Genomic DNA, 24,851 nt, shown 5'->3' on the forward strand with positions numbered 1-24,851 from the left:
AAACCTATTAAATGGACCATCTATGAGGGGTTGCCATAAACTAAAAGGAGCATAAATTTATGAAAAAGTTTAAGAAGTTTTATATTGAAATTACAAATGTGTGTAATCTTGCTTGCAGTTTTTGCCCGCAAACCCAGCGTAAATCAGAGTTTATGAGTATAAAAACCTTTGAAAAGATACTAGATCAAATAAGACCATATACAGATTATATATATCTTCATGTAAAAGGAGAGCCGCTTCTTCATCCTGAAATAGATAAGTTTTTAGATTTAAGTCATGAAAAGGGACTGAAGGTGAATATAACAACAAATGGAACTATGATAAATAAAACCAAGGACAAACTCATAACAAAACCTGCACTAAGACAAATTAACTTTTCTCTTCACAGCTTTGATGGAAATGAGGGCGGGGAAGATAAGGATTCTTATATTAATAATATTATTTCATTTACAAAGGAAGCCTTAAATAGTACTAATATGTTAGTATCCCTTAGATTATGGAATTTGGATCAGGATAATGTAACCAATGTTCAAAGACAAAGAAATCGCCACATACTTCAATTGATTGAAAATGAATTTAATCTTCCATATAAAATTGAAGAAAAAATTACTCCAGGAAGAGGAGTGAAAATTGGTGATAGGTTATATTTAAATCAAGATTATGAATTTACGTGGCCAAGCTTAGATGAAGATGAAGATACCGGCAGTGGATTTTGCCATGGACTTAGAAATCAAGTAGCTGTGCTTGTAGATGGCACTGTAGTCCCATGCTGTCTTGATGGAGAAGGAGTAATCAATCTTGGCAATATAAACAACACTGATTTTTCTGAAATAATAGAAGGGGAAAGAGCAAGTAACCTTTTCGATGGATTCTCAAGGGGAAAAGTAGTAGAAGAATTATGTAGAAAGTGCGGATATAGAAAAAGGTTTAGTTAAACGGGAAATCATGAGTAAAACTATTTTGAGGACTTGACATTGGAGCGGTGACTAAAGCTTTAAAGAAGTATAACAGGTAGAGGGGAACGGGGTCAATGAAAAGTATTAAAAAAATAAAGAAACTTTTATCAGCGATACTTATTTTTTCGTTTGTAATTTTTAATTCAAATACAATTTACGCTGCAGAAACCATAAGGGATTTAACGAACTATAAAATATTAGAAACTCAATATGATGTGCCGCTTCAAAAGGCTTGGACGGTAAAAGTTACATATCCTTTAGATGGGACTTCGGTAAATAGCACAAATATAGAGCTTGTAAGCAAATCTACCAAGGAAGCTATACCTTTAACTTTTGAATATAGTACAAATGATAAGTTTTTTAAGGTAACTCCAAACTATACAAAGATTAAGTATGGAGAAACCTACACATTATACATTCATGATTTGAAAACTAATAAAGGTACGGCTTTAAATATTCCAGCTAAGATGGATTTTGTAGTAGAAAATGCTCCAGGTGCTGCTCAGAATGTCTTTAATGCAATAGAGCAGGCAACCTATGAGCTTACATATGATATTAGGTTTAAATATAACTCCCTTTCCACTATACGTAATGATTATAGAGTAGCAATTAACTTAGGAAAAATTAATGGAACCTTCCAAAAGTATATAAGCTCGAGGTCTACAGATTTTAAGTTAAAAGAAGATGATACAAGCATAACTTCATTGGCTTTAGGTACAGTTAATGGGGGAGTGCAAAAATCCTTTAAAGTATCAAAAACCTACACTGTAAATAATATAAAGGCCACATTGGATTTATCAAAGACCAAGGGTGATTACTCAAAAATAACAAGTGATATAAGTTATTATTTAAAGCCAACCTATCATGTGGAAAGCAATGAAAAGGAAATTATAAATTTGGCAAACAGTCTTTTTAAAGGGATAACAAATCCTTATTTAAAAGCAAAGAAGGCCTTTGAGTATGTGGTTCTAAATATGAAATATGACTTAAATAGCCCTAACGCTAATCAAGGGGCATTATCTGCTGTTAGAACTAAAGTAGGAGTATGCGAAGATTATGCTGCACTTATGACAGCACTTTTAAGAGCTGGAAACGTGCCAGCTAGAGTAAATACAGGATTTTGTTTTTATGACAGTGAACTTATAGCTGCAAATAATGATGGGAATTACTTCAGACATGCTTGGGTGGAATTTTATCTTCCGGAATACGGATGGATTCCAGCAGATCCAACCCATGAGTATACAAGAAATGGTGTAAAGTACGTAGATTATGATTTCTTTACAAGATTCCCACAGGGAAGAAGATATCTTAAAATTCAAGAAAGCATAGAGCAATATGATGACGACAGCATGGTACTTCAAACCTTCTCAAAATACTCGCCTCAATTTAATATAGATGCAAGAATCGTTAGAAAATAGGGGAGGGTTAACAACTATTTGAGCAAAGGCAAAGAGTTGTTAACCATTTTAAGATTTCATTATCTTAACAAATATATCTACTATTTCTGGATCGAACTGGGTACCTTTATGGGAGCATATCTCCTGAAGAGCATCTTTTTCAGACATAAGCTCTCGGTATACTCTTTTTACTGTCATGGCAGAAAAGGCATCTGCAATTTGAAGTATTTTTGCTTCAATGGGGGTATCTTGTCCTTTTATTTCAAAGGGGTAGCCCTTTCCATCATATCTTGCATGATGATATTTTATTGCATTTATTACTACATCGGATAGCGGAAACCTTTCAAGTATATTTAGTCCATCCAGTACATGCCTTTTTATTAGATTGTATTCTTCATTTGTTAAGGTGCTCTTCTTTCTCAAAATATCATTTGGAATTAAAATTTTTCCAATATCATGAAACCAACCAGCTAAGGATATTTCTTCAATGGTGTTACTTGGAAGATTTAAAGCCTTTGCAAGGGTTACTGCATAATAAACAACATATTGTGAATGCACATAGCTATACATATCCTTTTCAGCTAGTGAAATGAGAAGACTTTTATATTTATCCTGAACTAAGTCAGTAGAGGTCAATTTCACTGAAGGACCGCAACTCTTTTGTTTATTGTAGTACATATTCATATCTGCTAAATGCAAAAGCTCCTGAAGCCTTATAATAGAGCCCTTTTCTGCATAAGACATTCCAACGGAACAGGAAATAGTAATAGGGCCTAGTGCAGGATCGCACTTAAACTCTTTACTTATCAAAGATTTATTTAGTTTTAAAAACATATCATGGGCTTCATCTTTGCATAAATCTTCAACCAGCGCCACGTATTCATCTCCACCAAGACGGCCTACAATTCCCTGGACATCCATCAATTCATCCTCAAGTGTTCTCCCCATTTGTACTAAAACATTATTTCCAACGAGATGACCGTAGGTATCATTAAATTGCTTGAAATTATCTATATCTATAATGAAAATAGTGATGCTGGAATGTCTGTTATACATTTTTTCCCCTAAGTTAATAAGATAACTTAAATTTGGAAGACCTGTTAGAGAATCAATAATACTGAGCTCCTTATATTTGTCGCGTTCTTTAACAAGTTGTCTTATGAGATAGCCAATTGTTGTAAAAAGTATTGAACATAAAACAAGTGCAAGCATAATTTTATATATCATTATATCTAAAAAAGGTCGCAGGCTTTGTGATGACTCAAAATATCTGTACCTAAAAAATAATAGGCTAAGCACTACGCCGGCAAAGTTTGGGAATATTACACTTGGCACGATATAAACATAAATAATTGGTACATAAAATATAATTGAAGCATAATTTGTAAAGCTTATGCCGAACAAAACTACTTGGGTGACTAAAACTATAAGGGAAATTACGCATAAAATATATTTAAAAGTGATTTCCTCGATATATATTGCTGTGATTAATGCAACAGCAAAGGCTAAAGAACATATAAGTGAAGGAAACACCACTTCAGATAAAAGCCCAGTAGCTAAAGAAAGTACAAAAATAAATAAAGAAAATATGAAGGTAGCAGGAAACTTTTTTAAGTTTTCTAGCACAAATATCACCTCAATTCAATATATGAGAAAATTACAATTGGGGTGAAAGGAAAAAATGTAAGTACCCTAGGGATACGGCACTAGGGAAAATTAAATTTTGGTAAAGTCTTTTATTATGGTAAAAAGTTGAATATAATAGATAATGTATTTAAAAAGGAGTGATAACATGGATTTTTATTCGTTGCTGTTAATTGCACTAGCATTATCACTAGATGCCTTTGGGGTAACACTTTGTGTAGGGCTTAATAGAGGGGCAAACGTAAAATATAAGATGCTGTGTGTAATATCTTCGGCATTTTTTCAATTTTTATTTGCACTAATTGGAGCTTATGCGGGATTTTTATTTAATACATATATAGCATCAATTCCTGAAATACTAGGCGGAATCATAATTGGTATAGTGGGAATTTTAATGCTTAAAGAAGGTATGGAAGAAAAGGAAGAGTGTGCGCTATTAAGACCGGGGACTGCAATAGTACTTGGAATCTCCGTAAGTATAGATGCTATGGTAGTAGGCTTTACTGCCCTCCATGAGGTACAGGGCCTTGCAGCAATATTTGAAAGCACATTGCTTGTAGGAGTTGTAACCTTAATTATGTGTTTTATAGCTCTTGCCATAGCAAAGTATTTAAGTAAAATAGAGATTATAAGTAAATATGCAGATTATATAGGTGGAATAATACTTATATTATTTGGACTTAAGATGATTTTTTTATAAGGAAGAACCTGATAGAGTATATGAATACAGTAATAAAAAATGTTAATGAAGTAAATATAAAGGTTGGCAGGTATGGCCAATCTTTTTGATTTTTTTGGACATTATCTCTTATAACCTTTGATTTATTTAAGCTTAAATTACCTATATATTATAAGGCAGTAAAGCAAATGATAGCCATAAATTACCTAAGGAATATATGGATTCTATATAGTATAATAATCTAAGTATAAATGGGAGAGACTGATTATACGAACTTTAAAGTTAAATTATATTTTTGATAATTAACCATATAATTCCACAAAATATAATTTGATTAAGTGCTAACATAAGTCATAAGGGAGGTCTTTAAATGAAGAAAACAATAAGTAAGGCATTAGCAAGTGCTGCGCTTACTGCACTTATTGCTGGAATTGTTTCAGTAGGGCAAGTATCAGCGGCAATAGTAAATCCCGATAGTGAAAGACTATCTGGTAAGGATAGATACCTAACAGCTGTAGAGGTTTCTAAGATTGGATGGACAAACAGTGCAGACTACGCTGTAATTGTAAATGGAGAGGATTATGCAGATGCATTGTCTGCAGCACCTTTTGCAAAGAAAAATAATGCACCAATACTTTTAACCAGTTCAAAGGGAATCACGAATGAAACTTTAAATGAGCTAAAAAGGCTGAAGCCTAAAAAAGTATACGTTATTGGAGGAATTGGTGTAGCTCCAAATAGCATATTAGAAACAATTAAAAAGAATGTAACAGCTGACGTAGAAAGAATAGGTGGACAAGATAGATATGCTACTTCCACAAAGATAGCTGAAAAGCTTGGAACAGTTAATGAAGCTATGCTTGCTTCAGGAGAGGGGTATGCAGATGCATTATCTGCAGCACCGGTAGCGGCAGTAAAAGGAATACCTGTACTTTTAACTAAGGCAGGAGAACTTCCAAAGGCAACTTCTGATTACATAAAAGCTCAAGGAATAAAGAAAACTTTTGTAGTTGGTGGAGCAGCTTCCATAAGTGATAAGGTTAAAACAGTAGTTCCTAATGCTATAAGAATTGGTGGGAAAAATAGATGGGAAACTAACTCGGAAATAATAAGGAACTTTGCTCTTGATTTCAACTTTGACGGAGCATATATGGCGTTAGCAAATGGAATGACAGGAAAGGAATTTGCAGATGCTTTAACAGCTTCAGCTATAGCTGCTAAAGATGGACGTCCTGTAATAATATCAAACAAAACAGCAGATGTTGCTACAAATGCCATTATATCAGAAAAATTATCTCCAACAGCTAAAATAACAGCTATTGGTGGAACAGCTAACCTATCTGATGCATTGATAAAAACATATCAGCTAAAGGGAGAAGTTATAGAAGCTTCCAAGGATGTAACTGGAAATGCTGTGGTTTCAAAAGATAACTTAAGCTTAAGCAACATGAAAGTTAAAGGAAATCTTTACATAGAAGGAAATAATGCTGCAGTTACTAATGTAGAAGTTTCTGGAACAGTATTTGTAAATCCAGGAAAAGAAGGAAATGCAGTATTAAACAATGTTACTGCAGACAAAATAATAGTATTGTCTGGAGCTAATAATGGTATAAGTTTTAAAAACGTAAATTGTAATACTTTATATGTTACAAGCAAAATTCAAACAAGAGTTGTTTTAGAAGGAACAAATATTAAAAATGTAGAAATATTTTCATCAGCAATATTAGATGTCAAAGACGAATTTAAAGGAGTAATTACAGTACTTAATAATTTATACATGAAGAATGTTGAATTTTTAGGAAAATACTCAGGAACTATTACTGTGAAAAGTGACAATGATAACATAAAAATGCCAGGAGATGATGCTCAACATCAGTATAGTTTAAGTATAGCTAGTAAAATACCTGGATTTCCAGTGCGTACTATATCATTAGGTTCAAATGATACTCTTGCAAATGTATATGATGAAGTTATATATGCTATGAAGCCTCAAGACAATGCTTATGAAGCATTAGTAACACTTGGGAATATTGCATTAAATAAGATGGAAAATACTACAGCAGGAGAGTATACAGTTAGAGAATATATAGCTAATAAATTATTAGCTAAGAATTCCAACAGTATAATAGGACATATCTTAAAAACTGGCGGAGATACAGAAATGCCAGATAGCAATGAAATTGCAAATTACATTGCAAGTAAAGATTTTAATACAGCATATAATCTTTTAAATGATAAAACAGGCGGAACTATAACTATTCCTAAATTAATGGGTGATACTAGAACAGTAGATAATATAACCATAACTATTGATGGTAAAGAAAATATAATTGATAACGAAGCCAATATATCAGAAATTTTATCTTTACTCGGAATAAATCCTCTAGAAACAACATTAAGTGAAATACAGAAAAAAGATTTTACAATACATATTAATTTTGGGGATACAAATCCATATATAATAACTGCTGAAGATGGAATTTTAACAATTGACTTAAATAGCACATATACCATAACGCTTCAGTAATTGAAACAAGGCTCGGGTGATAGCATCACCTGAGTCTTGTTTTGTAGTAGCAAAGAATTAATTGGATAAATAGCAATACATTAATATTAAGTAATTTATAGAATTGAAATGTGTAATTAAAAATTTTACAATAACAACAATTACCTTTGTAAAATTCGACAAATTATACTAAAAAAGATTGCAAGTATAATGTATAATACATACTGTATGTAGTAAATTTTTAAGCGGATATAGAATTTTGATTAAAGTTTTGAATATTAGTAATTAAAACTAATAATTAAAAATGGATAACTAAAGGTGGGATGTAATGATGAAAAAGACACTAAAAACCTTGTTTTTAACATTGATAATAATAATGCTATTAATTGCAGGGTCTACGATTCTTGCTTTTAATAAACAAGGATATACTCTAACAAATTCTCCAACAGAAAATATTTTAAATAAAATAACTACTGCTGAAAAGGATGGCAAAACTATAAGTTTAACAAGTGAAGAAATAAATTCTCTGCTTTCAGTGGTCTATAAAAATCCTAAGCAAAAGGGAAATATAATAGTAAAAACTCCTCAAATAGAGTTGGAAGGGGACAAGGTGATAGCAAAGGTACCTGTAACTTACAATTCTATTCAAGTGGTATTATGGACAAAAGGAAGTATAGAACAAAATGGAGATCATATCATTTACTCGCCAGATAGCTTTAAGATTGGAAAACTTCCAATTCCTAAATCTATGGGACTAAATAAGCTTGAAGCTTATACTACTGACGAGAGATTTACAATAGAAAATTCTAAAATACTTATGCCCCAAAAATTAGTACCTTTTTCTATAAGTGATATAAATGTAAAAGGTAACATAATGGTTATAAAAATTAGTAAAGTTACCATAAATTCATTGTTTGATGGGGAAAAAGGTGTTAAAATTGAATTGGACAAATTAAAGGAACAATTAAGTTCATTAAGGCAAAAGGGATTAACAGCGGAGCAAGACCGAAAAATACAGGAAATAATGAGTAAAATTGACAAAAATTCAAACTTTAATTCCCGGGAAATGTTGCAGAATATTGTAAAGGAAATAGATAATATATCGAAAAATATACAAGATAGTAATACAAAAAAAGAAGTAGAAAAAATAAAGGAAGAAGCAAACAAAAAGCAAGAAGAAGTAAGCAAAAATGAGCAGCAGGCAAAAGCTTCACTTGTAAGACTTAGTGGGCAGTTATCAGCGGCCCAATCATCTGTAAGTTCACCAAAAGGAAAGCAAGTTATAGGTGCAATGGTATCTACCATAAGCAAAATGGCTTCAAACCCGAGTTACAATTATGAAGGAGATACAGCAGCTGCAAGAAGTTTATACAACAAATTAATTACAAGAGAAAAAAATGAAGTGAAAACGGCCATATTTTCAAATATAAATATGAGTGATGTAGGTCAAATAAGGCAGTTACTAGGAATATAATAAGATCAATGGGAGGTTTAGGATGAACAGCAGAAAAATATCTCTAGCACTAGCAGTATCGTTACTACTTATGCCAATATCGGCAAAAGCTGCGGGAGATGGAGAGGATTTCAAGAGACTAAGCGGAAGTAATAGATATGGAACTGCAAAGGCAATTTCAAATTATGGATGGACAACTTCAGATTATGTAATAATAGCACAAGGAGATAACTTCCCAGATGCACTTTGTTCAGTGCCCCTTGCAAAAAGATATGATGCACCAATACTCTTAACTTCAAAGGACGCTTTAACCAAAGAAGCAGAAGAGGAAATAATAAGATTAAGTCCTAAAAATATAATACTTATAGGTGGAGAAGGATCCATATCTTCGAAAGCTGAAAAATATATGCAAGATAAATTTAACGGTGCAGCAATAGAAAGAATAGGTGGGAAAGATAGATTCGAAACCTCTGCTAAAATTGCAGAAAAACTAGGATTTAATGGAGAAGTGGCGCTGACTTCCTCAGTAAGCTTTGCAGATGCACTTTCTCTGGCTCCAATAGCTGCAGTTAAAGAAATGCCTATACTTTTAACTCCAAAAGATAATTTATCTAGTCACACATCAAACTACCTTAAAGGAAAGACAATAGACAAGGCATATATAATAGGTGGAACTGGAGTTGTAAGTGACAACTTAAAAAGTTCCATATCAAATTCTAAAAGAATATACGGACAAAATAGATTTGCAACCAACGTAGCAATTTTAAAAGAATTTAGCAATGAATTAAATGAAGAAAATGTATTTACGGCTTTAGGAGTAGGACCTAAAGGAAACGAATTTGCAGATGCGTTATCAGGAGCAGCGCTGGCTGCAAAGATGAATGCACCTATGATTTTAACAGATAAAACTTTACCTTCAGAAATAAAGAACTATGTTTTATCTGATCTCTCAAAGGAAGCAGGAGTATTTGTACTTGGAGGGGAAGCTGTAGTATCCAATAGTATTGCAAATTATGTAAACATAAATAAGGGACAAGGGACGGAAGTACCATCCCAAGCAATAAAGGTTGAGTCTGCTTATTTAAAAACTAGTGACGGAAAAGTCGTAAATGGAACAATAGAAAGTGGGAAAATAACACTAGAACTTCCAAAAGGTTTTACTGGAAAGTTTACTGAAGTAATTATATCTTGCTCGAAGGATATAAGTAGTGCAGTGGTTGCTGGTAAAACAATAGACAACAGTATCATAGAAGAACTTTATGGGGATAACAAAAAAGATATGGACTTAATAAAATATTTAAGAAGCTATGGCTTGGATCCAGAAAATGATGGATTGTCAGCTGAAAGTGTTAAATATCTTAATGGTAATTCTGTAACATTAAAAGATGATAGTAATAGCAGTGTAACTTATACTTTAATAATAAAGTAATTTAAACTGAATGTGCTGGATTATCCGGCTTTATTTAAGGAGGAATAAATTAATGGAAGAGGAAATAACCTTAGATCTTAGGGATTTCTACATAATACTTAGAAAAAGACTTAAATTAATAGCATCTATAACCATAGCGTGTACTTTTCTTGCTGCTATAATAAGCTTTTTTATAATAAAACCTACATATGAAGCAAGAACAAGTATAATAGTTGGGAAACCACAAGCAGCAGAAGGAAATCTACAAAATAGTGATATTACCATGTACCAAAATCTTATAAAAACCTATGCGGAAATTGCAAAATCTGAAAGAGTTGCTCAAAATGCATCAGATAAACTAAATTTAAAATATACTCCAAAGCAAATTGTAAACATGATAAGCGTAACACCAAAGCAAGGAACACAAATTCTTGAAATAAAAGCAGAAAATAAGGATTCAAAAGAAGCCGCAGCACTAATTGATGCAGTAACTTCAGCCTTTGTACAAGAATCTAAAGCAGCTTTCCCAACTGGAGGAACTATCGAAGTATTAGATAGAGCAAGAGTGCCGGAAAAACCAATAGCTCCAAACAAATCTCTTAATGTGGCAATAGCTTTAATTTTAGGACTTATGATATCAGTAGGACTTGCTTTTATACTTGAATATATGGATAAAACTATAAAAACAGAGGAAGATGTTGAAAAATATTTAGGGCTTCCTGTTATAGGGCTGATTCCAAACCAGATGCAAGAAAATGAAAAGAAGCAATCCACTGTTAGAATGGGAAAAATCATATCAAAGCAGGTAGAAGGCTAAAAGAGGTGATACTCTATGTTTGATATACATAGCCATATAATCCATGGCGTAGATGATGGAGCAAAAACTTTAGAGGAATCATTGGGGATGTTAGAGATAGCAGAAAAGGAAGGGCATGAGTATATCGTTGCAACTCCTCACTATGCTAGAGAATATTATGAAAATCCCTATGAAACCATAGTAGAAAAGGTAAAAGAACTTAATACTATTGTAAAAGAAAAAAATATAAATATAAAGATACTGCCTGGTCAGGAAGTATACTTAGATGATCAAACATTAAGAGATCATAAAAACGGACTTTTAGGCACAATCAATAATACAAGCTATATGCTTGTGGAATTTCCTATGAATACCTTACCTAAGAACATTCTAGATATCCTATATGAGTTAAGAGTTAGAGGAGTAAATCCTATTATAGCTCATCCTGAAAGGTATAAGTATTTTATAGAAAAGCCTTCCTTAATAAATAGTTTTTTAGAAGAAGAATATCTTTTTCAAATAAATTCAGCTAGCTTAAAGGGAGTGTTTGGAAAGAAAACTCAGGAGACTGCAGTAAGGCTTGTACAACATGGAGTAGTAAACTTTATAGGCTCAGACTGTCATAGTTTAAACAAGAGATGTCCAGGTATAGCAAAAGCAATTAATACAATAAATGAAATTTCACCTAGTATTGTAGAAGATATAAAAGAAAATTGCAAATGTTTACTAGACGATAAACCTATAGAAGTTAATTATAGTTTAATTAAAGAAAAGAAAAGTATATTTAGTTTTTTTATAAAAAGCAAGACTTAAATTAATTGGAGTGAAGAAGATGAAAGTTTCAGAACTTATTACTATAACAAAGCCGCTATCACCTATGTCAGAAACATATAGAACTCTTAGAACTAACATAAAATTCTCTTCTGTAGATAAGGATATAAAAGTAATAATGGTTACAAGCTCAGGACCTGGAGAAGGAAAATCTACTACAGCATCAAATCTTGCTGTAGTTATGGCGCAGGCAGGTAATAAAACTGTAATTATAGATTGCGACCAAAGAAAGCCGAGACTTCATAAAGTGTTTGGATTATCCAATGAAAAAGGAATATCAGATATTTTAGCAAAGGAAATAAAGTTTGAAGCTGCAGTTCAAAATACTGATCAGGAAAACTTAAGTATAATAACATCAGGAACAAAGCCTCCAAACCCTGCAGAACTGCTATCTTCTATAACTATGAAGGAGTTTTTAGACTTTATTAAAAAGGAGTATGACTGTATTATAATAGATACTCCTCCAATAGTTGCAGTAACAGATGCTCAATTATTATCAAGACATGCAGATGGATGTATACTTGTTGTTGCATCAGGTCAGGCAGACAGAGATGCAGCTATGAAAGCAAAGGAACTTTTAGAAAAGGTTGATGCCCATATGCTTGGAGTAGTACTAAATAAAGTAGATGTAAGCAGCAAGGGATATTATGGAGCTTATTACAGCTACTATGAAGAAGAAGATAACAATCATAAAAAATAAAATAAAAGGCATTTAAGAAATTCTGCAAGATGCATTTTAAAGTTCTTGCAGAATTTTTATTAAAGTATTATTTTGCAGAAAAATGTCGTACGATTTTTTTAAAATTTGTAAGTTTTATATTTCGTGAGTAGTATTATTATATAATAATGTAAATATTATGGATTATTTTGGTAAATTAATTTTTTTAGAAGAAATATGGAATTAAATATAAACTTAATATACCAAATTACGATACTATTAATATAATGATAAATAAATTCTTCTGTGTTTGTACATATAGAAAATAAAAATATCTATATATCTTTAATCTTATCTTCAATGATATTAAATAAAACCTATAAACGCTTTTTTTAGGAAATAGTGGAAGTCAAGTGGAGAATATGGAAGATATTTTAAGATAAAGAGAGTATTTTAAACGTATCTCTAGAAGAGTATAAAAAATGACATTTAAAAGGTAATAGCAAATTGTTATATAATAACTATGCTGTTAACTATTTATTAATGAATCGTTAACAAATTTAAATGTATAATAAGGTGGGGGAGTAAGAATGCAGGAGGTAAGGTTAGAAAACAAGGTTGAAGCAAATCAAGACATAGTGTTTCCCAAAGAAATAGAACTAGTACAAGATTATTTAAAGAAATACAACAAAAGTAAAACTTATTTTTTTACAAAAAGAATAATAGACATAATTGGTGCCTTAGCTGGATTAGTTCTTATGTCTCCTATAATGCTAATTATTGCAATTTGTATCAAGGTTGAATCCAAAGGGCCTATAATATTTTCTCAAGAAAGAGTAGGGGAAAAGGGCAAAATATTTAAAATGTACAAGTTTCGCTCTATGGTCACAAATGCGGAGAAACTTTTGGACAATCTTCAAGAAAAAAATGAAATGACAGGGCCAATGTTTAAAATTAAAGAAGATCCAAGAATTACAAAAATGGGAAGGTTTATAAGAAAAACAAGCATAGACGAGCTTCCTCAGCTATTTAACATATTAAAAGGGGACATGTCTTTAGTGGGTCCAAGACCAAGCCTTCCAAAGGAAGTTATGGAGTTTACTGGCCGCCAAAGGCTGAGGCTTATAGCTAAGCCGGGATTAACCTGTTACTGGCAGGTCAGTGGAAGAAACAAAATAGGATTTGAAGAATGGATGGAACTAGATATTAAATACATAGAAGAAAGAAACACCTTAACTGATGTTAAGTTGATACTTAAAACTTTTGGGGTGCTGTTTGGAGATGAAAATGCAAGCTAGGGAGGAAATTATGCTTTATCCATTGAAATTTAAACCTATATATAAGGATTATATATGGGGAGGAAGAAACTTAGAAAAATTGAATAAGAAACTTCCAGATGGCAATATAGCAGAAAGCTGGGAAATAAGCTGTCATAAAGATGGGATGAGCATAGTTGAAAATGGAGAACTTGCAGGAAAAACTCTTGAAGAAATTATTAAAGAGTATGGTGAAAAAATACTTGGTACATCCATTAAAAAAAGATTTGGAGATAACTTTCCATTACTTATAAAATTAATTGATGCTAATAAGGATTTATCAGTGCAAGTTCATCCAAATGATGAATATGCAAGAATTTATGAAAATGGTGAAAATGGTAAAAATGAAATCTGGTATATAATATCTAGCAGACCTGGTGCTAAGATAGTTTATGGATTGAAAAAAGATATAACTAAAGAAGAATTTTTAAACAGTATTAAAGAAAATAAAATTAAAGATTGTTTAAATTACAGAGAAGTATCAGCAGGAGATTTTATATATATTCCAGCAGGAACAATTCATGCCATAGGAGAAGGGATTGTAATAGCAGAAATTCAACAAAGTTCTAATTTAACTTATAGAATTTATGATTATGATAGAGTAGATAAGAATGGCAATAAAAGAGAACTTCATATAGATAAAGCTATGGAAGTTATAAATTTTAATCCTATAAAAAGTGATGAACAAGAAGAAGGTAAAATACATATAGGGAAAAGTTCTACAAAACAATGTAAGATTAAAAGTGAATATTTTAATGTAGATTTATATGACATTAATGAAGAAATAAATGAAGTGTCGGATGAAAATACATTATATATATATGTAGTAATAGAAGGTAAGGGGAAAATTAGCTATGCTGATAAATCCATAAATATAGCTGTTGGAGAGAGTGTGCTACTTCCAGCAGGACTTGGAAAGTATAGTATAGAGGGGCAAGCTAGAATTTTAAAAACATACGTGGCATAGTTATTGAGTTATATATGGTATTAGAGATAGGAGAGATTTTAAGTGTTATGTGCGCTAATCATGGCAGGTGGAAAAGGAACTAGATTTTGGCCTCTTTCCACAGAAGAAAAACCAAAGCAATTTTTAAAACTTTTAAGCGAAGATACAATGATACAGATGACAGTAAAAAGGCTAGAAAAATTAATGCCAATTGAAAGAATATTTGTGGTAACAGCAAAGCAATATGTAAGTTTAGTGAAAGATCAGTTACCAAGTCTTCCAAAGAGAAATATAATAGTAGAGCCTGTAGGGAAAAATACAGCTCCATGTATTGCACTTTCAGCTTTTATAATAGATAAATACTATAAAGATGCTACTATTGCAGTACTTCCTTCAGATCATTTAATACCTAATGAAGATAAATTTAGGGAAACACTTAAGTCTGGTTATGAGTTTGTTAAGAATCAAGAAGATGCTATAGTAACATTAGGTATGAAGCCGGATAGACCTGAAACAGGTTATGGGTATATAAAATGCATAGATAAGGTTTGTGATGTAAGTGGTTTTGAAATAAGAAGTGTGGAGCAGTTTGTAGAAAAGCCTAATTTAGAAAGAGCAGAGCATTACTTAAAGCAGGGTAACTATCTTTGGAATGGTGGAATGTTTATATGGAAAACAAGTACTGTATTAAAACTTACAAATGAATATTTAAATAATACATATAACGTGCTAAGTGAAATTGCAACTACTAGTGAGGAAGAGTTTGATGCGGTATTAGAAGAAAAATATCCCGAAGTAGATAGTGTATCTGTAGATTATGGAATAATGGAAAATGCAAAAAATATATATGTTATTCCAAGTGATTTTGGCTGGGATGATGTGGGAACTTGGTATGCATTAGAAAGATATAGGGAAAAGGACGAAAATAACAATATATGTGTTGGCGATGTAAAACAAATTGACAGCACTAATAATATTGTAGTAGGAAATAATAAGCCTATAATCATTACTGGAATGAAAGATGTCTTTGTAGTTGAAAGTGATGATGTGATTTTTATTGGAAAGAAAGAAAATATTGAGAATATAAAAGAGATTAGAAGTAAATTTTGTTAAAAGGAAAGGTGAATATATAGTGAAAAAAGCGCTTATAACAGGAATAACAGGACAAGATGGTTCATATTTAACGGAATTATTATTAGAAAAGGGCTACGAAGTACATGGAATTATAAGAAGATCAAGCAGTTTTAATACTGGCAGAATAGATCATTTGTTTGAAAATCCTAAAATAGGAAATAAAACATTATTTCTTCACCATGGAGATTTAACAGATTCAAGTAATTTAAATAGATTAATAGAAAAAATTCAACCAGATGAAATATATAATTTAGCAGCACAAAGTCATGTCCAAGTATCCTTTGAAGTACCTGAATATACTGCTGATGTTACAGGAGTAGGTACATTAAGATTACTAGATGCTATAAGAGAGTCAGGAATAAAGTGTAAGTTCTATCAAGCATCTACTTCAGAGCTATTTGGAGGATTACCAGGAACAGCACCACAAAGTGAAAAGACTCCTTTTTACCCAAAGAGCCCATATGGAGTGGCAAAATTATATTCTTATTGGATAACAGTAAATTATAGAGAATCCTATGATTTGTTTGCATGTAACGGAATATTATTTAATCACGAATCCCCAAGAAGAGGAGAAACTTTCGTTACTAGAAAAATTACAAGAGCTGTAGCTAGCATAATGGCAGGAAAGCAAGAAAAGCTATCTCTTGGTAATTTAGATGCTAAAAGAGACTGGGGTTTTGCAGGAGATTATGTAGAAGGAATGTGGAGAATACTTCAGCAGGATAAACCAGGAGATTATGTTTTAGCAACTAATGAAACTCATACAGTAAGAGAATTTGTTGAACTTTCATTTAAAGAAGTCGGTATAGAAATTCAGTGGAAAGGTACTGGAGTTGATAAAAAGGGATATAATAAAGCTAATGGAAAACTTCTTGTAGATGTAAATCCTAGATACTTCAGACCAGCAGAAGTTGAGCTTTTATGGGGGGATTCTTCAAAAGCTGAAAAAGAACTAGGATGGGAAAGAAAAGTTGATTTCCCTGGCTTAGTAAAAATGATGGTAGATGGGGATATGAGAGGAATTGCGGGAATAAGTACTGAAGAATTTTTATCACAAAATGAAGCTGCCATATCAGAATAATGAAGACTATAGCATTTTATATATCTAATCATGGTTTTGGGCATGCATCTAGAAATATACCAATTATAGAGTCATTATTAACTAAATGTAAAGATATAAAGGTTATTATAAAATGTGGTAAAAATCAAATAGATTTTATGAAACAGCTTTTGGGGAAGTATTTTCCAAGAGTTGCTTTCTATGAAGAAGATATAGATTTAGGACTAGTATTAAAACAAGGTAGAATAGAAGTAGATAAGAGTAGACTTCAGCAAAAATTAGAGAAGTTTATAAGTTCATGGGATGAAAAAATAAAAAAGGGAAATAGTTTTCTATTAGAAAATAGAGTGGATTTAGTAATTTCTGATATAGTTCCTTGGATATTTAAGTGTTGTAAAGAACAAAGTATTAAATCTATACTTATATCTAACTTTACCTGGGTGGAAATATATAACGAACTATTTAATAATGATATATATAATACATATTTACAATGTTATAAGATGGCTGAACAAGTTTGGTTTTATCCTTTATATGGATATATAAGGGATTATATAAAGAATCCCAAATATATAGGATTATGCTGCAGAAAATTTAATGATGAAAATGTGGAATCTATAAAAGAAGCACATAAGCAGCCTATAGTTTTTGTAAGTGTGGGTAGATCAGTAAACTTAAAAGATGATATAAATGTAGAAGAATTACCCTATGATTTTATTTATACAGAAGGTATAAATTTAAAAGGGGAAAATACATATAAGCTGCCCATAGATACATTAAATACACAAGATTATATTAAGGCAGCAGATTATGTCATAACTAAAGCAGGATGGACAACAGCCTCAGAAGCTATTTGTGCTAAGAAACTAATGCTCGTTATAGAAAGAAATGAAATTGCTGAGGATAGAGCAACATTAGAAAATTTGATAAAACTGGACATAGCTTTGCCTATTAAACATGATGAATTCAATAACGATAATATCAGTAGGTTACTTATAAAGCTGAAAGAAAAAGCTTCAAGTTATAATAATTTACCTAGTATATATAATAATTCAGTAGATGAAATAGCTAACGATATATTAAAGTCCTTGACTTATTTTAAGGAGTGAAGAAAGTGAATAAAGACAGTAAAATATATGTAGCAGGGCATAAAGGATTGGTTGGTTCTGCTATAGTTAGAAAATTAAAAAAAAAGGGTTATACAAATATAATTGGAAAAACTCACAGTGAACTTGATTTAACAAATCAAAAAGCAGTAAGAAGATTTTTTGAAGAAGAAAACCCAGAGTATGTATTTTTAGCAGCAGCAAAGGTTGGTGGAATACATGCTAATAATACATATCCGGCAGATTTTATATATGAAAACTTACAAATACAAAACAATGTTATAGGAATGGCATATAAATACGAAGTTAAAAAATTAATGTTTCTTGGAAGTTCATGTATTTATCCTAAAATGTGTTCTCAACCAATAAAGGAAGAATACTTGCTTTCTGGATATTTGGAAGAAACAAATGAAGCATATGCATTAGCTAAAATATCTGGACTTAAAATGTGTCAATTTTTTAATAAGCAATATGGGACAAACTATATAAGTGTAATGCCTACTAATCTTTATGGGCCTTATGATAATTTTCATCCAGAAAATTCTCATGTAATGCCAGCATTAATTAGAAGATTTCATGAAGCAAAGGTTAATAATGCACCTGAGGTTGTAGTATGGGGAAGCGGAACTCCACTTAGAGAATTCTTATATTCTGAGGATATGGCAGATGCTTGCATTTACTTAATGGAAGCATATGAGGGAAATGATTTCTTTAACATAGGTACAGGTAAAGAAATCACTATAAGAGGGCTTGCAGAACTTGTTAAAGAAGTTGTAGGATATGAAGGGAAATTGGTATTTGATACTACTAAACCAGATGGAACACCTAGAAAGCTTCTTGATGTAAGTAGACTTGAAAAGGCGGGATGGTCTTATAAGACTAAACTTAGAGATGGAATTGAAAAGGCTTATGAATGGTTTGAAAATAATTATATCGTATAATTTTCTTGTATATATAGATTAATTCACTGTATGTTAAAGAGAGTGGTATTAAAAGCTAATCTAAAGAAATTAAAATGAAGTTAAGTATAATTAAATAGGAGGTTTATTGAGTAGCAATAGTAATAGTAATAATTAATTACAGAAGGGATTTTTATATGAGAGTAGCAATTGATTGTTATGAATTAGTTAAGGGACATGGTAAAAGTATAGGTATTTATAATTATTCTAAAAATTTGCTTGATGAGCTTTCAAAAAAGTTAAGTGATAAACATGAAGTTATTATTTTTGCAAATAAGTTTAATAAAGTTGATTTTGAATACGAAAATGTGAATACAGTTATAATACAGCGATCTCCATTAAAAACTAGTAATAAAGTTATATGGGAGATGTTGTTAATAAATACATATATAAAAAAATATAATATAGATGTGTTATTTTCTCCAAGAGGATATGTGCCACCCATTAACTCATGCAAGACATGTATAACCGTGCATGACTTAATTCCATTTTATTATTATGAAAATTATAAGGACAGTATAAAGTATTTGGAAAACCTCTATATACGCTTTAGATTGAAACAATCAGTATTAAAATCTGATAAGATTATTACAATATCACAGTATTCCAAAAATGATATTATTAAGAGATTCAATATTAAACACAATAATATAACTGTTATTCATAATGGAATTAAAAAAAAGCTAAAAAAGCATAATCAGGCAATTAAAATATGTGATAACTATATTTTTGCGATTTCATCTGATCTGCCTCATAAAAACTATATAGGTCTTTTAAAAAGTTATGCTATATATTATAAAAATTCAAAACACCCATTAAAATTAGTTGTTTGTGGAGTGAAAAAATATAGAGATTTTAGTAATCTCATAGAGAAAAATATATTTGAAAATATATTGCACCTAGAATACATTAGTGATGAAGAATTACAAAACTATTATGAAAAATGCTCCTTTTTTGTATTTTTATCTAAGATTGAAGGGTTTGGATTTCCGCCTTTAGAAGCTTTAATGTATAATAAGAATGTTATTTGTTCTAACACAAGTTGTTTTACAGAAGTATTAGGGGATTCAGTAGTTTATGTAAATCCCGATGATTATAGGGAAATATCAAAAGAGATGATAAATGTTGAAAATAATATTTATAATATTGACAATTCGTACAAAGAAGCGATTATTAAAAAATACGACTGGGAATCCTGTGCAAATGAGGTTTTTAATGTATTAAATACTTTTTTAAGTGAGGATAAATAATGAACAAATGTGATATATTAGGTGTTAAGATAAATGCACTAAGTTTACAGGAAGTTTTAGAACGTATAGAACAAAATCTTAATAACATTAAAGGAAAATATATATGTGTTTGCAACGTACATACTACGGTAATGTCATATGAGAACGTGTCATATAAGAATATACAAAGTAATTCTTATATATCGGTGCCAGATGGTAAGCCCTTAGCTCTAATATGTAAAAGAAAGTTTAAATATACAGATAGGATTACCGGTCCGGATTTAATGGATGAAGTATTTAAGATATCAGAAGAAAAGGGGTATACCCATTATTTTTATGGAAGTACCGAACAAACTCTTAAAAAACTTAAAGATAATTTAATCAAGAAATATCCAAAACTGAAAATAGTGGGTATGTACTCTCCGCCATTTAGAGAACTTAAAAATCATGAGGATGCTGATATTGTTAATAATATTAATAACTTAAGGCCTGATTTTTTATGGGTTGGATTAGGTGCACCTAAACAAGAAATATGGATGTATAATCATAGAATAATTATTAAGTCTTTAATGATTGGAGTAGGTGCTGGATTTGATTATTTTGCAGGGAATATAAAAAGGGCACCTAAATGGATGCAAAAATTTTCTTTAGAATGGCTATATAGATTATTGCAGGATCCTAAAAGATTATGGAGAAGATATTTAATTACTAACTCTAAATTTATTTACTATATGATTAGATCAAATAAGAGAAATACCTCCGTGTGATAGAATTGTGTTAAATTATATAAAGCATTTACAAAGTTTTCAAAGTGTCTAAATAATAAAATATCTATGAAAATATGTATTATAAAAAGAACATAACAAGCAATGATTTTATACTAACCTTTATGAAAGGATTAAGTTTATGAAGTTTTCAAAAAGTAATTTTTTATATGCTATCCTATTTGTTGCTATATTTTTGAGCAGAATTTTTGAGCATGGAATAGGTAAGTATATAATATTGGGATTTGCTTCAATATTTTTTATAATTATTAGTATTAAAAATAAAAGAATAGTTGACAATAGATTTTTCATTAAAACAATGTTAGTACCGCTATTTTGTATCGGATATTCCTTATTTATTGCTATATTTAATGGACTTGAACATGGGATGTATATGATAAAGTATTTTATATTTTTATTATATCCAGTTGTTATAGGATATTTATTTTCATATAGTTTAATCGATAAAAGAAAAATGATTAATATAACATTTATATCATTACTTTTATATACATTTATTGAAGATTCCCAAGTTTTATTAAACATGATACTTAATAGAAATTTTAAATTTTTAATGTTAGATACACATTTCAGTGTACTGGAATCATATAGTTCACATGTGTTTGGACTATATTTCATATATTTCTTAATAAATAAGGAAAAAAAGTCATATGTACTCGTATCGCTTTTGCTTATGATAATAGGAAATAAAAGGATAGTTGTCGCAGCTGCATTACTAAGCGTATTTTTATACTACTTCTTAAAGAGAATTAAAACACATAAGAAATTATATATTCTTATAATAATTACGTGCTTAGTAATCAGTCAGCTAATATTTGTTTATTTAATATATAGTAATAAGTTAGACATTATAATGAGTCATTATAATATTAATGGTATGGGAAGAATGAGTATATATAGAAATTTGGATGGATATTATAATTTCTCTTTAGCATATACAGGAAGAGGACTAGGTTTTTCTATGTATGTTTTAGATCAACATGAATACTTTACTAATAATTTGCATAGCGATATATTACTATATTATATTGAATTAGGATTTATGGGACTAATAATATATAATATTTTATTATATAACTTAACATATTATATAAGCAAAAGATATAAGAATATTACATTATTAAGTTTTATACTTATAACTTTCACTATGCTAATCAACTATTTTGATTTTATATCAATTAATATAAATTATACTGTAATTTTATATTCTATATTATTTAGTGAAGTTAATGATAATAGACGAAAGATAATAACTTCTAATTTATAATTGTTAAAAGATTGTTTAATACAAATAGCATATAAATTTTATGACATTAAATTTATAAATAGGGTTATTATAAATTATCACGTAATACTATGTATTGTTATAGAATATTTATAATGTAGTATTTTTCAATAGTTTATGATTATAACGGGTTATGTAATAGCAACATTATTATACTTATATATCACATGACTATAGTATCAAACAACAAAAGTAAATTAAGTAAATATTTAAAATGTAATATCATACATAGGTATTTTCTTATTATTAATAATTAAAGAATGTACTAAAAAAGCTTTTATTTAACATAAATACAAATTTTAATTTATAGGGTGAATATATATGAAAATTTTAATTATAAATGATTTGCTCATTTATGGCGGAGCAGAGATGCAAGGAAGAAGAGAAAAAGAAATATTAGAAAAAAATGGGCATGAGGTCTATTTACTAACTTTTGATGAAAAGTTCCCTGTTAATCATGAACTCTACAATTGTGAAAATAAATTTATAAATATAAAAATAAAAAATAAGGGTTTAATTGCAATATATAGAAAAATATTCAAAGATTATCAATTAATTAACAAGATAAAGCAAGTTATTGAAAAAATTGAGCCAAATATAATTCATATTAATAATTTATATTTGGCTCCATTTTCTCAATATAATGCTTTAGAACAATATAAGTGTGTACAAACTATAAGAGATTATTCAGCAGTATGTCCATTAGGAACTTGTATTTATAATAACTATAAAATTTGTAAAGGTATTAAATTTAATAAATGCAATATTAGTTGTAATTTTAGTCTTAAATCTAAGCTAAAGCTTTATAGATATAAGCAGGTGGACAAATTGAGGAAAAGTGTAGTAAATAAATTTATATGCCCTAGTGAAATGCTTACTGAATATTGTGAACAGCATGATTTTAATATTCAATGTATAAATAATTCTTTTGATTCAAATAAGATTAAGAGATTTAATAAAAAAGTTGATTTAAATAAGAAGAAGTATCTATATTTCGGTGTTATAAATGAAAATAAAGGAGTTTTTAAATTATTAGAGGCTTTTGAAGAGTTTTCAAAAGATAAAAATGTAGAGTTATTATTAGCAGGAAAAGTTGAAGATGAATTTAAAGATAAATTTAATAGCTATCTGAAAAACAATAAAAGATTAAGGTATTTAGGATATCAAGATTATGAAAAAATGTTATCAGTCTTAGAAGAAGTATATTCAGTAGTTATACCATCTCTATGGATGGAGAATTACCCCAATACTGTTTTAGAGGGAATGGTGACTGAATGTTTAGTACTAGGAAGTAATAGGGGTGGAATTCCAGGTATGTTGTCATATGATAGAGGGGTTTTATTTGATGTTATGAATAAAGATGATATTATAGACAAATTAAATATAAGCTATAATTTATCAAAAGAAAAGTATTTAGATATAGTTAATAGAGCTAAAGAATATGTTATAAGTAATAATAATACTGAAAAATATTATGAAAGGTTAATAAAAGTATTTAACAAAGTATTAATAGACCAATAAATTTATATTTTAAATTCATAATTTACAGATTTAAATGATCATAATTTTTAAATTTATTAGGAGTTTAGTAAAATGAAAGAACGTATAGACATAATTATAAATGTTTTACACGGAGGAGGTGCAGAGAAAGTATGTGTTAATTTGTCTAATAAGCTAATTGAAAAGAAATATGATGTAAGATTAATAGTAATGGATTTAAGTGATGCTGTATATAAAGATTACTTGGATAAAAATATAAAAGTTATTCATTTAAATAAAAAAAGTATCAAAAAATCAATTAGGTCTATTTTAACTTATTTAATAAGAGAAAAGCCTAAAAGGATATTAACATTTAATTATAGTTTTGCAATAATATTAGTTATTTTAAGGAAGATATTTCATTTGGAGTTTCAAATAATAGCAAGGAATATGAATACCCTCTCTAAGCAAGGTAATAGAAGTAGGATAGCTGAATTTCTTATAAAAAGGTTATATAAAAATGTGGATTTATTAATTTCTCAATCACAAAACATGGCTGAAGATTTAATCAAAAATTACGGGTTTGCAGGTAATCAAATAAAGGTAATAAATAATCCTATATCCTTAATTATTGAAGAAAAGGTTAAATCTCTTAATTATTCAAAGAAAATGCCTAAGAATAATAAAGAAGTTTTGTATATGGGAAGATTGGTACCACAAAAAGGTTTGGAATTTTTATTGAGTGCATTTAATATGTGTCTAAAAATCAAATCAGATTTGAAATTAAAAATCGTAGGGGAAGGTCCCTTAAGGAAAGAACTAGAAAAAAAGGCTAAGGAGCTTGGTATATCGGATAGAGTTATTTTTAAAAATTTTACTCATGATGTAGTCGAATGTTATAAAGATGCTAGTGTTACAGTTCTTAGTTCATATTATGAGGGTTTTCCCAATGTACTAATTGAATCTATTGCAGTAGGAACACCCATAGTAGCGTTTGATTGTCCATCTGGTCCACGAGAAATTATTGAAAATGGTATTAATGGATTTTTAGTTGAATATCAGAATATAGAAGATTTATGTAAAAAAATTTTAATGGCTTTAGATTATGAATGGGATTTAAAATTAATTCAAAAAACTTCACAAAGATTTACAAGTGAAAAAATAATTGATGAATACATAGATGCTATTTTTGGTTTATAAATATGAATGTCATAAAAAGTATGT

21 protein-coding genes are annotated in these 24,851 nt (G+C 29.8%); 20 read left to right on the top strand and 1 reads right to left on the bottom strand.

Going from position 1 to position 24,851, the window contains the following annotated elements:
- Positions 1–59: 59 nt before the first annotated feature.
- Together BSD9I1_RS18270 and BSD9I1_RS18275 are read left to right on the top strand one after the other, a co-directional pair.
- Entirely contained in the window at positions 60–935 is an 876-nt protein-coding gene (locus BSD9I1_RS18270; RefSeq protein WP_186431523.1) for a radical SAM/SPASM domain-containing protein, read from the top strand.
- 95 nt (positions 936–1,030) lie between these two features.
- Entirely contained in the window at positions 1,031–2,374 is a 1,344-nt protein-coding gene (locus BSD9I1_RS18275) for a transglutaminase family protein (RefSeq protein ID WP_186431524.1), read from the top strand.
- Between the two features lie 48 nt (positions 2,375–2,422).
- Here BSD9I1_RS18275 and BSD9I1_RS18280 read toward each other — a convergent pair whose 3' ends face one another.
- Entirely contained in the window at positions 2,423–3,979 is a 1,557-nt protein-coding gene (locus BSD9I1_RS18280; RefSeq protein WP_186431525.1) for an HD domain-containing phosphohydrolase, read from the bottom strand.
- 166 nt (positions 3,980–4,145) lie between these two features.
- Between BSD9I1_RS18280 and BSD9I1_RS18285 the strand changes: the two genes are divergently transcribed.
- The 18 genes from BSD9I1_RS18285 (at position 4,146) to BSD9I1_RS18370 (ending at position 24,827) form a co-directional block, all read left to right on the top strand.
- Positions 4,146–4,697, top strand: coding sequence for a manganese efflux pump (locus tag BSD9I1_RS18285; RefSeq protein WP_186431526.1), 552 nt, complete (start codon positions 4,146–4,148; stop codon positions 4,695–4,697).
- Positions 4,698–5,046: 349 nt separating this feature from the next.
- Positions 5,047–7,203 carry a cell wall-binding repeat-containing protein gene (locus BSD9I1_RS18290; RefSeq protein ID WP_186431527.1) on the top strand — a complete coding sequence of 719 codons (2,157 nt, stop codon included), beginning with the start codon at positions 5,047–5,049 and terminating at the stop codon, positions 7,201–7,203.
- A 307-nt stretch (positions 7,204–7,510) separates the two neighbouring features.
- Positions 7,511–8,656, top strand: a complete 1,146-nt coding sequence (locus BSD9I1_RS18295; protein ID WP_186431528.1) for a hypothetical protein — start codon at positions 7,511–7,513, stop codon at positions 8,654–8,656.
- A gap of 22 nt (positions 8,657–8,678) precedes the next feature.
- Positions 8,679–10,064: a cell wall-binding repeat-containing protein gene (locus tag BSD9I1_RS18300; RefSeq protein ID WP_186431529.1), complete on the top strand. Its 1,386-nt coding sequence runs from the start codon at positions 8,679–8,681 to the stop codon at positions 10,062–10,064.
- A gap of 52 nt (positions 10,065–10,116) precedes the next feature.
- Positions 10,117–10,860 carry a YveK family protein gene (locus tag BSD9I1_RS18305; RefSeq protein WP_186431530.1) on the top strand — a complete coding sequence of 248 codons (744 nt, stop codon included), beginning with the start codon at positions 10,117–10,119 and terminating at the stop codon, positions 10,858–10,860.
- Between the two features lie 15 nt (positions 10,861–10,875).
- On the top strand, positions 10,876–11,652 hold the full coding sequence (locus BSD9I1_RS18310) for a tyrosine-protein phosphatase (protein ID WP_186431531.1): 777 nt from the start codon (positions 10,876–10,878) through the stop codon (positions 11,650–11,652).
- A gap of 19 nt (positions 11,653–11,671) precedes the next feature.
- Positions 11,672–12,370 carry a CpsD/CapB family tyrosine-protein kinase gene (locus BSD9I1_RS18315; RefSeq protein ID WP_186431532.1) on the top strand — a complete coding sequence of 233 codons (699 nt, stop codon included), beginning with the start codon at positions 11,672–11,674 and terminating at the stop codon, positions 12,368–12,370.
- 548 nt (positions 12,371–12,918) lie between these two features.
- On the top strand, positions 12,919–13,626 hold the full coding sequence (locus BSD9I1_RS18320) for a sugar transferase (RefSeq protein WP_186431533.1): 708 nt from the start codon (positions 12,919–12,921) through the stop codon (positions 13,624–13,626).
- Positions 13,627–13,636: 10 nt separating this feature from the next.
- Positions 13,637–14,611 (top strand): mannose-6-phosphate isomerase, class I, encoded by a 975-nt coding sequence (gene manA, locus BSD9I1_RS18325; RefSeq protein WP_186431534.1) that lies wholly within the window; start codon positions 13,637–13,639, stop codon positions 14,609–14,611.
- A gap of 42 nt (positions 14,612–14,653) precedes the next feature.
- Positions 14,654–15,703 carry a mannose-1-phosphate guanylyltransferase gene (locus BSD9I1_RS18330; RefSeq protein WP_186431535.1) on the top strand — a complete coding sequence of 350 codons (1,050 nt, stop codon included), beginning with the start codon at positions 14,654–14,656 and terminating at the stop codon, positions 15,701–15,703.
- Between the two features lie 16 nt (positions 15,704–15,719).
- Positions 15,720–16,805 (top strand): GDP-mannose 4,6-dehydratase, encoded by a 1,086-nt coding sequence (gene gmd / locus BSD9I1_RS18335; protein WP_186431631.1) that lies wholly within the window; start codon positions 15,720–15,722, stop codon positions 16,803–16,805.
- Positions 16,805–17,893: a glycosyltransferase family protein gene (locus BSD9I1_RS18340; protein ID WP_186431536.1), complete on the top strand. Its 1,089-nt coding sequence runs from the start codon at positions 16,805–16,807 to the stop codon at positions 17,891–17,893. The genes gmd and BSD9I1_RS18340 overlap by 1 nt, the downstream gene beginning before the upstream one ends.
- Before the next feature lie 5 nt (positions 17,894–17,898).
- Positions 17,899–18,831 carry a GDP-L-fucose synthase gene (locus BSD9I1_RS18345; RefSeq protein WP_186431537.1) on the top strand — a complete coding sequence of 311 codons (933 nt, stop codon included), beginning with the start codon at positions 17,899–17,901 and terminating at the stop codon, positions 18,829–18,831.
- A gap of 155 nt (positions 18,832–18,986) precedes the next feature.
- The gene (locus BSD9I1_RS18350) at positions 18,987–20,099 is read left to right on the top strand and encodes a glycosyltransferase family 1 protein (RefSeq protein WP_186431538.1); all 1,113 of its coding nucleotides are present in this window, start codon (positions 18,987–18,989) and stop codon (positions 20,097–20,099) included.
- On the top strand, positions 20,099–20,845 hold the full coding sequence (locus BSD9I1_RS18355) for a WecB/TagA/CpsF family glycosyltransferase (protein WP_186431539.1): 747 nt from the start codon (positions 20,099–20,101) through the stop codon (positions 20,843–20,845). Before BSD9I1_RS18350 ends, BSD9I1_RS18355 begins: the two co-directional genes overlap by 1 nt.
- 139 nt (positions 20,846–20,984) lie before the next feature.
- Positions 20,985–22,130, top strand: coding sequence for a hypothetical protein (locus tag BSD9I1_RS18360; protein ID WP_186431540.1), 1,146 nt, complete (start codon positions 20,985–20,987; stop codon positions 22,128–22,130).
- Between the two features lie 339 nt (positions 22,131–22,469).
- On the top strand, positions 22,470–23,669 hold the full coding sequence (locus BSD9I1_RS18365; RefSeq protein ID WP_186431541.1) for a glycosyltransferase: 1,200 nt from the start codon (positions 22,470–22,472) through the stop codon (positions 23,667–23,669).
- 72 nt (positions 23,670–23,741) lie between these two features.
- Positions 23,742–24,827, top strand: a complete 1,086-nt coding sequence (locus tag BSD9I1_RS18370) for a glycosyltransferase (RefSeq protein ID WP_186431542.1) — start codon at positions 23,742–23,744, stop codon at positions 24,825–24,827.
- Positions 24,828–24,851: the final 24 nt, after the last annotated feature.

It is taken from the genome of Clostridium sp. BSD9I1 (assembly GCF_900185645.1).
Classification (GTDB): Bacteria; Bacillota; Clostridia; order Clostridiales; family Clostridiaceae; genus Clostridium_AK.

Bases quoted from the DNA above. Each gene is read 5' to 3' on its own strand.
- BSD9I1_RS18295 (WP_186431528.1), top strand. From the start codon at position 7,511: ATGATGAAAAAGACACTAAAAACCTTGTTTTTAACATTGATAATAATA.
- BSD9I1_RS18270 (WP_186431523.1), top strand. From the start codon at position 60: ATGAAAAAGTTTAAGAAGTTTTATATTGAAATTACAAATGTGTGTAAT.
- BSD9I1_RS18275 (WP_186431524.1), top strand. From the start codon at position 1,031: ATGAAAAGTATTAAAAAAATAAAGAAACTTTTATCAGCGATACTTATT.
- BSD9I1_RS18320 (WP_186431533.1), top strand. From the start codon at position 12,919: ATGCAGGAGGTAAGGTTAGAAAACAAGGTTGAAGCAAATCAAGACATA.
- BSD9I1_RS18285 (WP_186431526.1), top strand. From the start codon at position 4,146: ATGGATTTTTATTCGTTGCTGTTAATTGCACTAGCATTATCACTAGAT.
- BSD9I1_RS18290 (WP_186431527.1), top strand. From the start codon at position 5,047: ATGAAGAAAACAATAAGTAAGGCATTAGCAAGTGCTGCGCTTACTGCA.
- BSD9I1_RS18350 (WP_186431538.1), top strand. From the start codon at position 18,987: ATGAGAGTAGCAATTGATTGTTATGAATTAGTTAAGGGACATGGTAAA.
- BSD9I1_RS18340 (WP_186431536.1), top strand. From the start codon at position 16,805: ATGAAGACTATAGCATTTTATATATCTAATCATGGTTTTGGGCATGCA.
- BSD9I1_RS18365 (WP_186431541.1), top strand. From the start codon at position 22,470: ATGAAAATTTTAATTATAAATGATTTGCTCATTTATGGCGGAGCAGAG.
- BSD9I1_RS18360 (WP_186431540.1), top strand. From the start codon at position 20,985: ATGAAGTTTTCAAAAAGTAATTTTTTATATGCTATCCTATTTGTTGCT.
- BSD9I1_RS18300 (WP_186431529.1), top strand. From the start codon at position 8,679: ATGAACAGCAGAAAAATATCTCTAGCACTAGCAGTATCGTTACTACTT.
- BSD9I1_RS18305 (WP_186431530.1), top strand. From the start codon at position 10,117: ATGGAAGAGGAAATAACCTTAGATCTTAGGGATTTCTACATAATACTT.
- manA (WP_186431534.1), top strand. From the start codon at position 13,637: ATGCTTTATCCATTGAAATTTAAACCTATATATAAGGATTATATATGG.
- BSD9I1_RS18370 (WP_186431542.1), top strand. From the start codon at position 23,742: ATGAAAGAACGTATAGACATAATTATAAATGTTTTACACGGAGGAGGT.
- BSD9I1_RS18315 (WP_186431532.1), top strand. From the start codon at position 11,672: ATGAAAGTTTCAGAACTTATTACTATAACAAAGCCGCTATCACCTATG.
- BSD9I1_RS18355 (WP_186431539.1), top strand. From the start codon at position 20,099: ATGAACAAATGTGATATATTAGGTGTTAAGATAAATGCACTAAGTTTA.
- BSD9I1_RS18310 (WP_186431531.1), top strand. From the start codon at position 10,876: ATGTTTGATATACATAGCCATATAATCCATGGCGTAGATGATGGAGCA.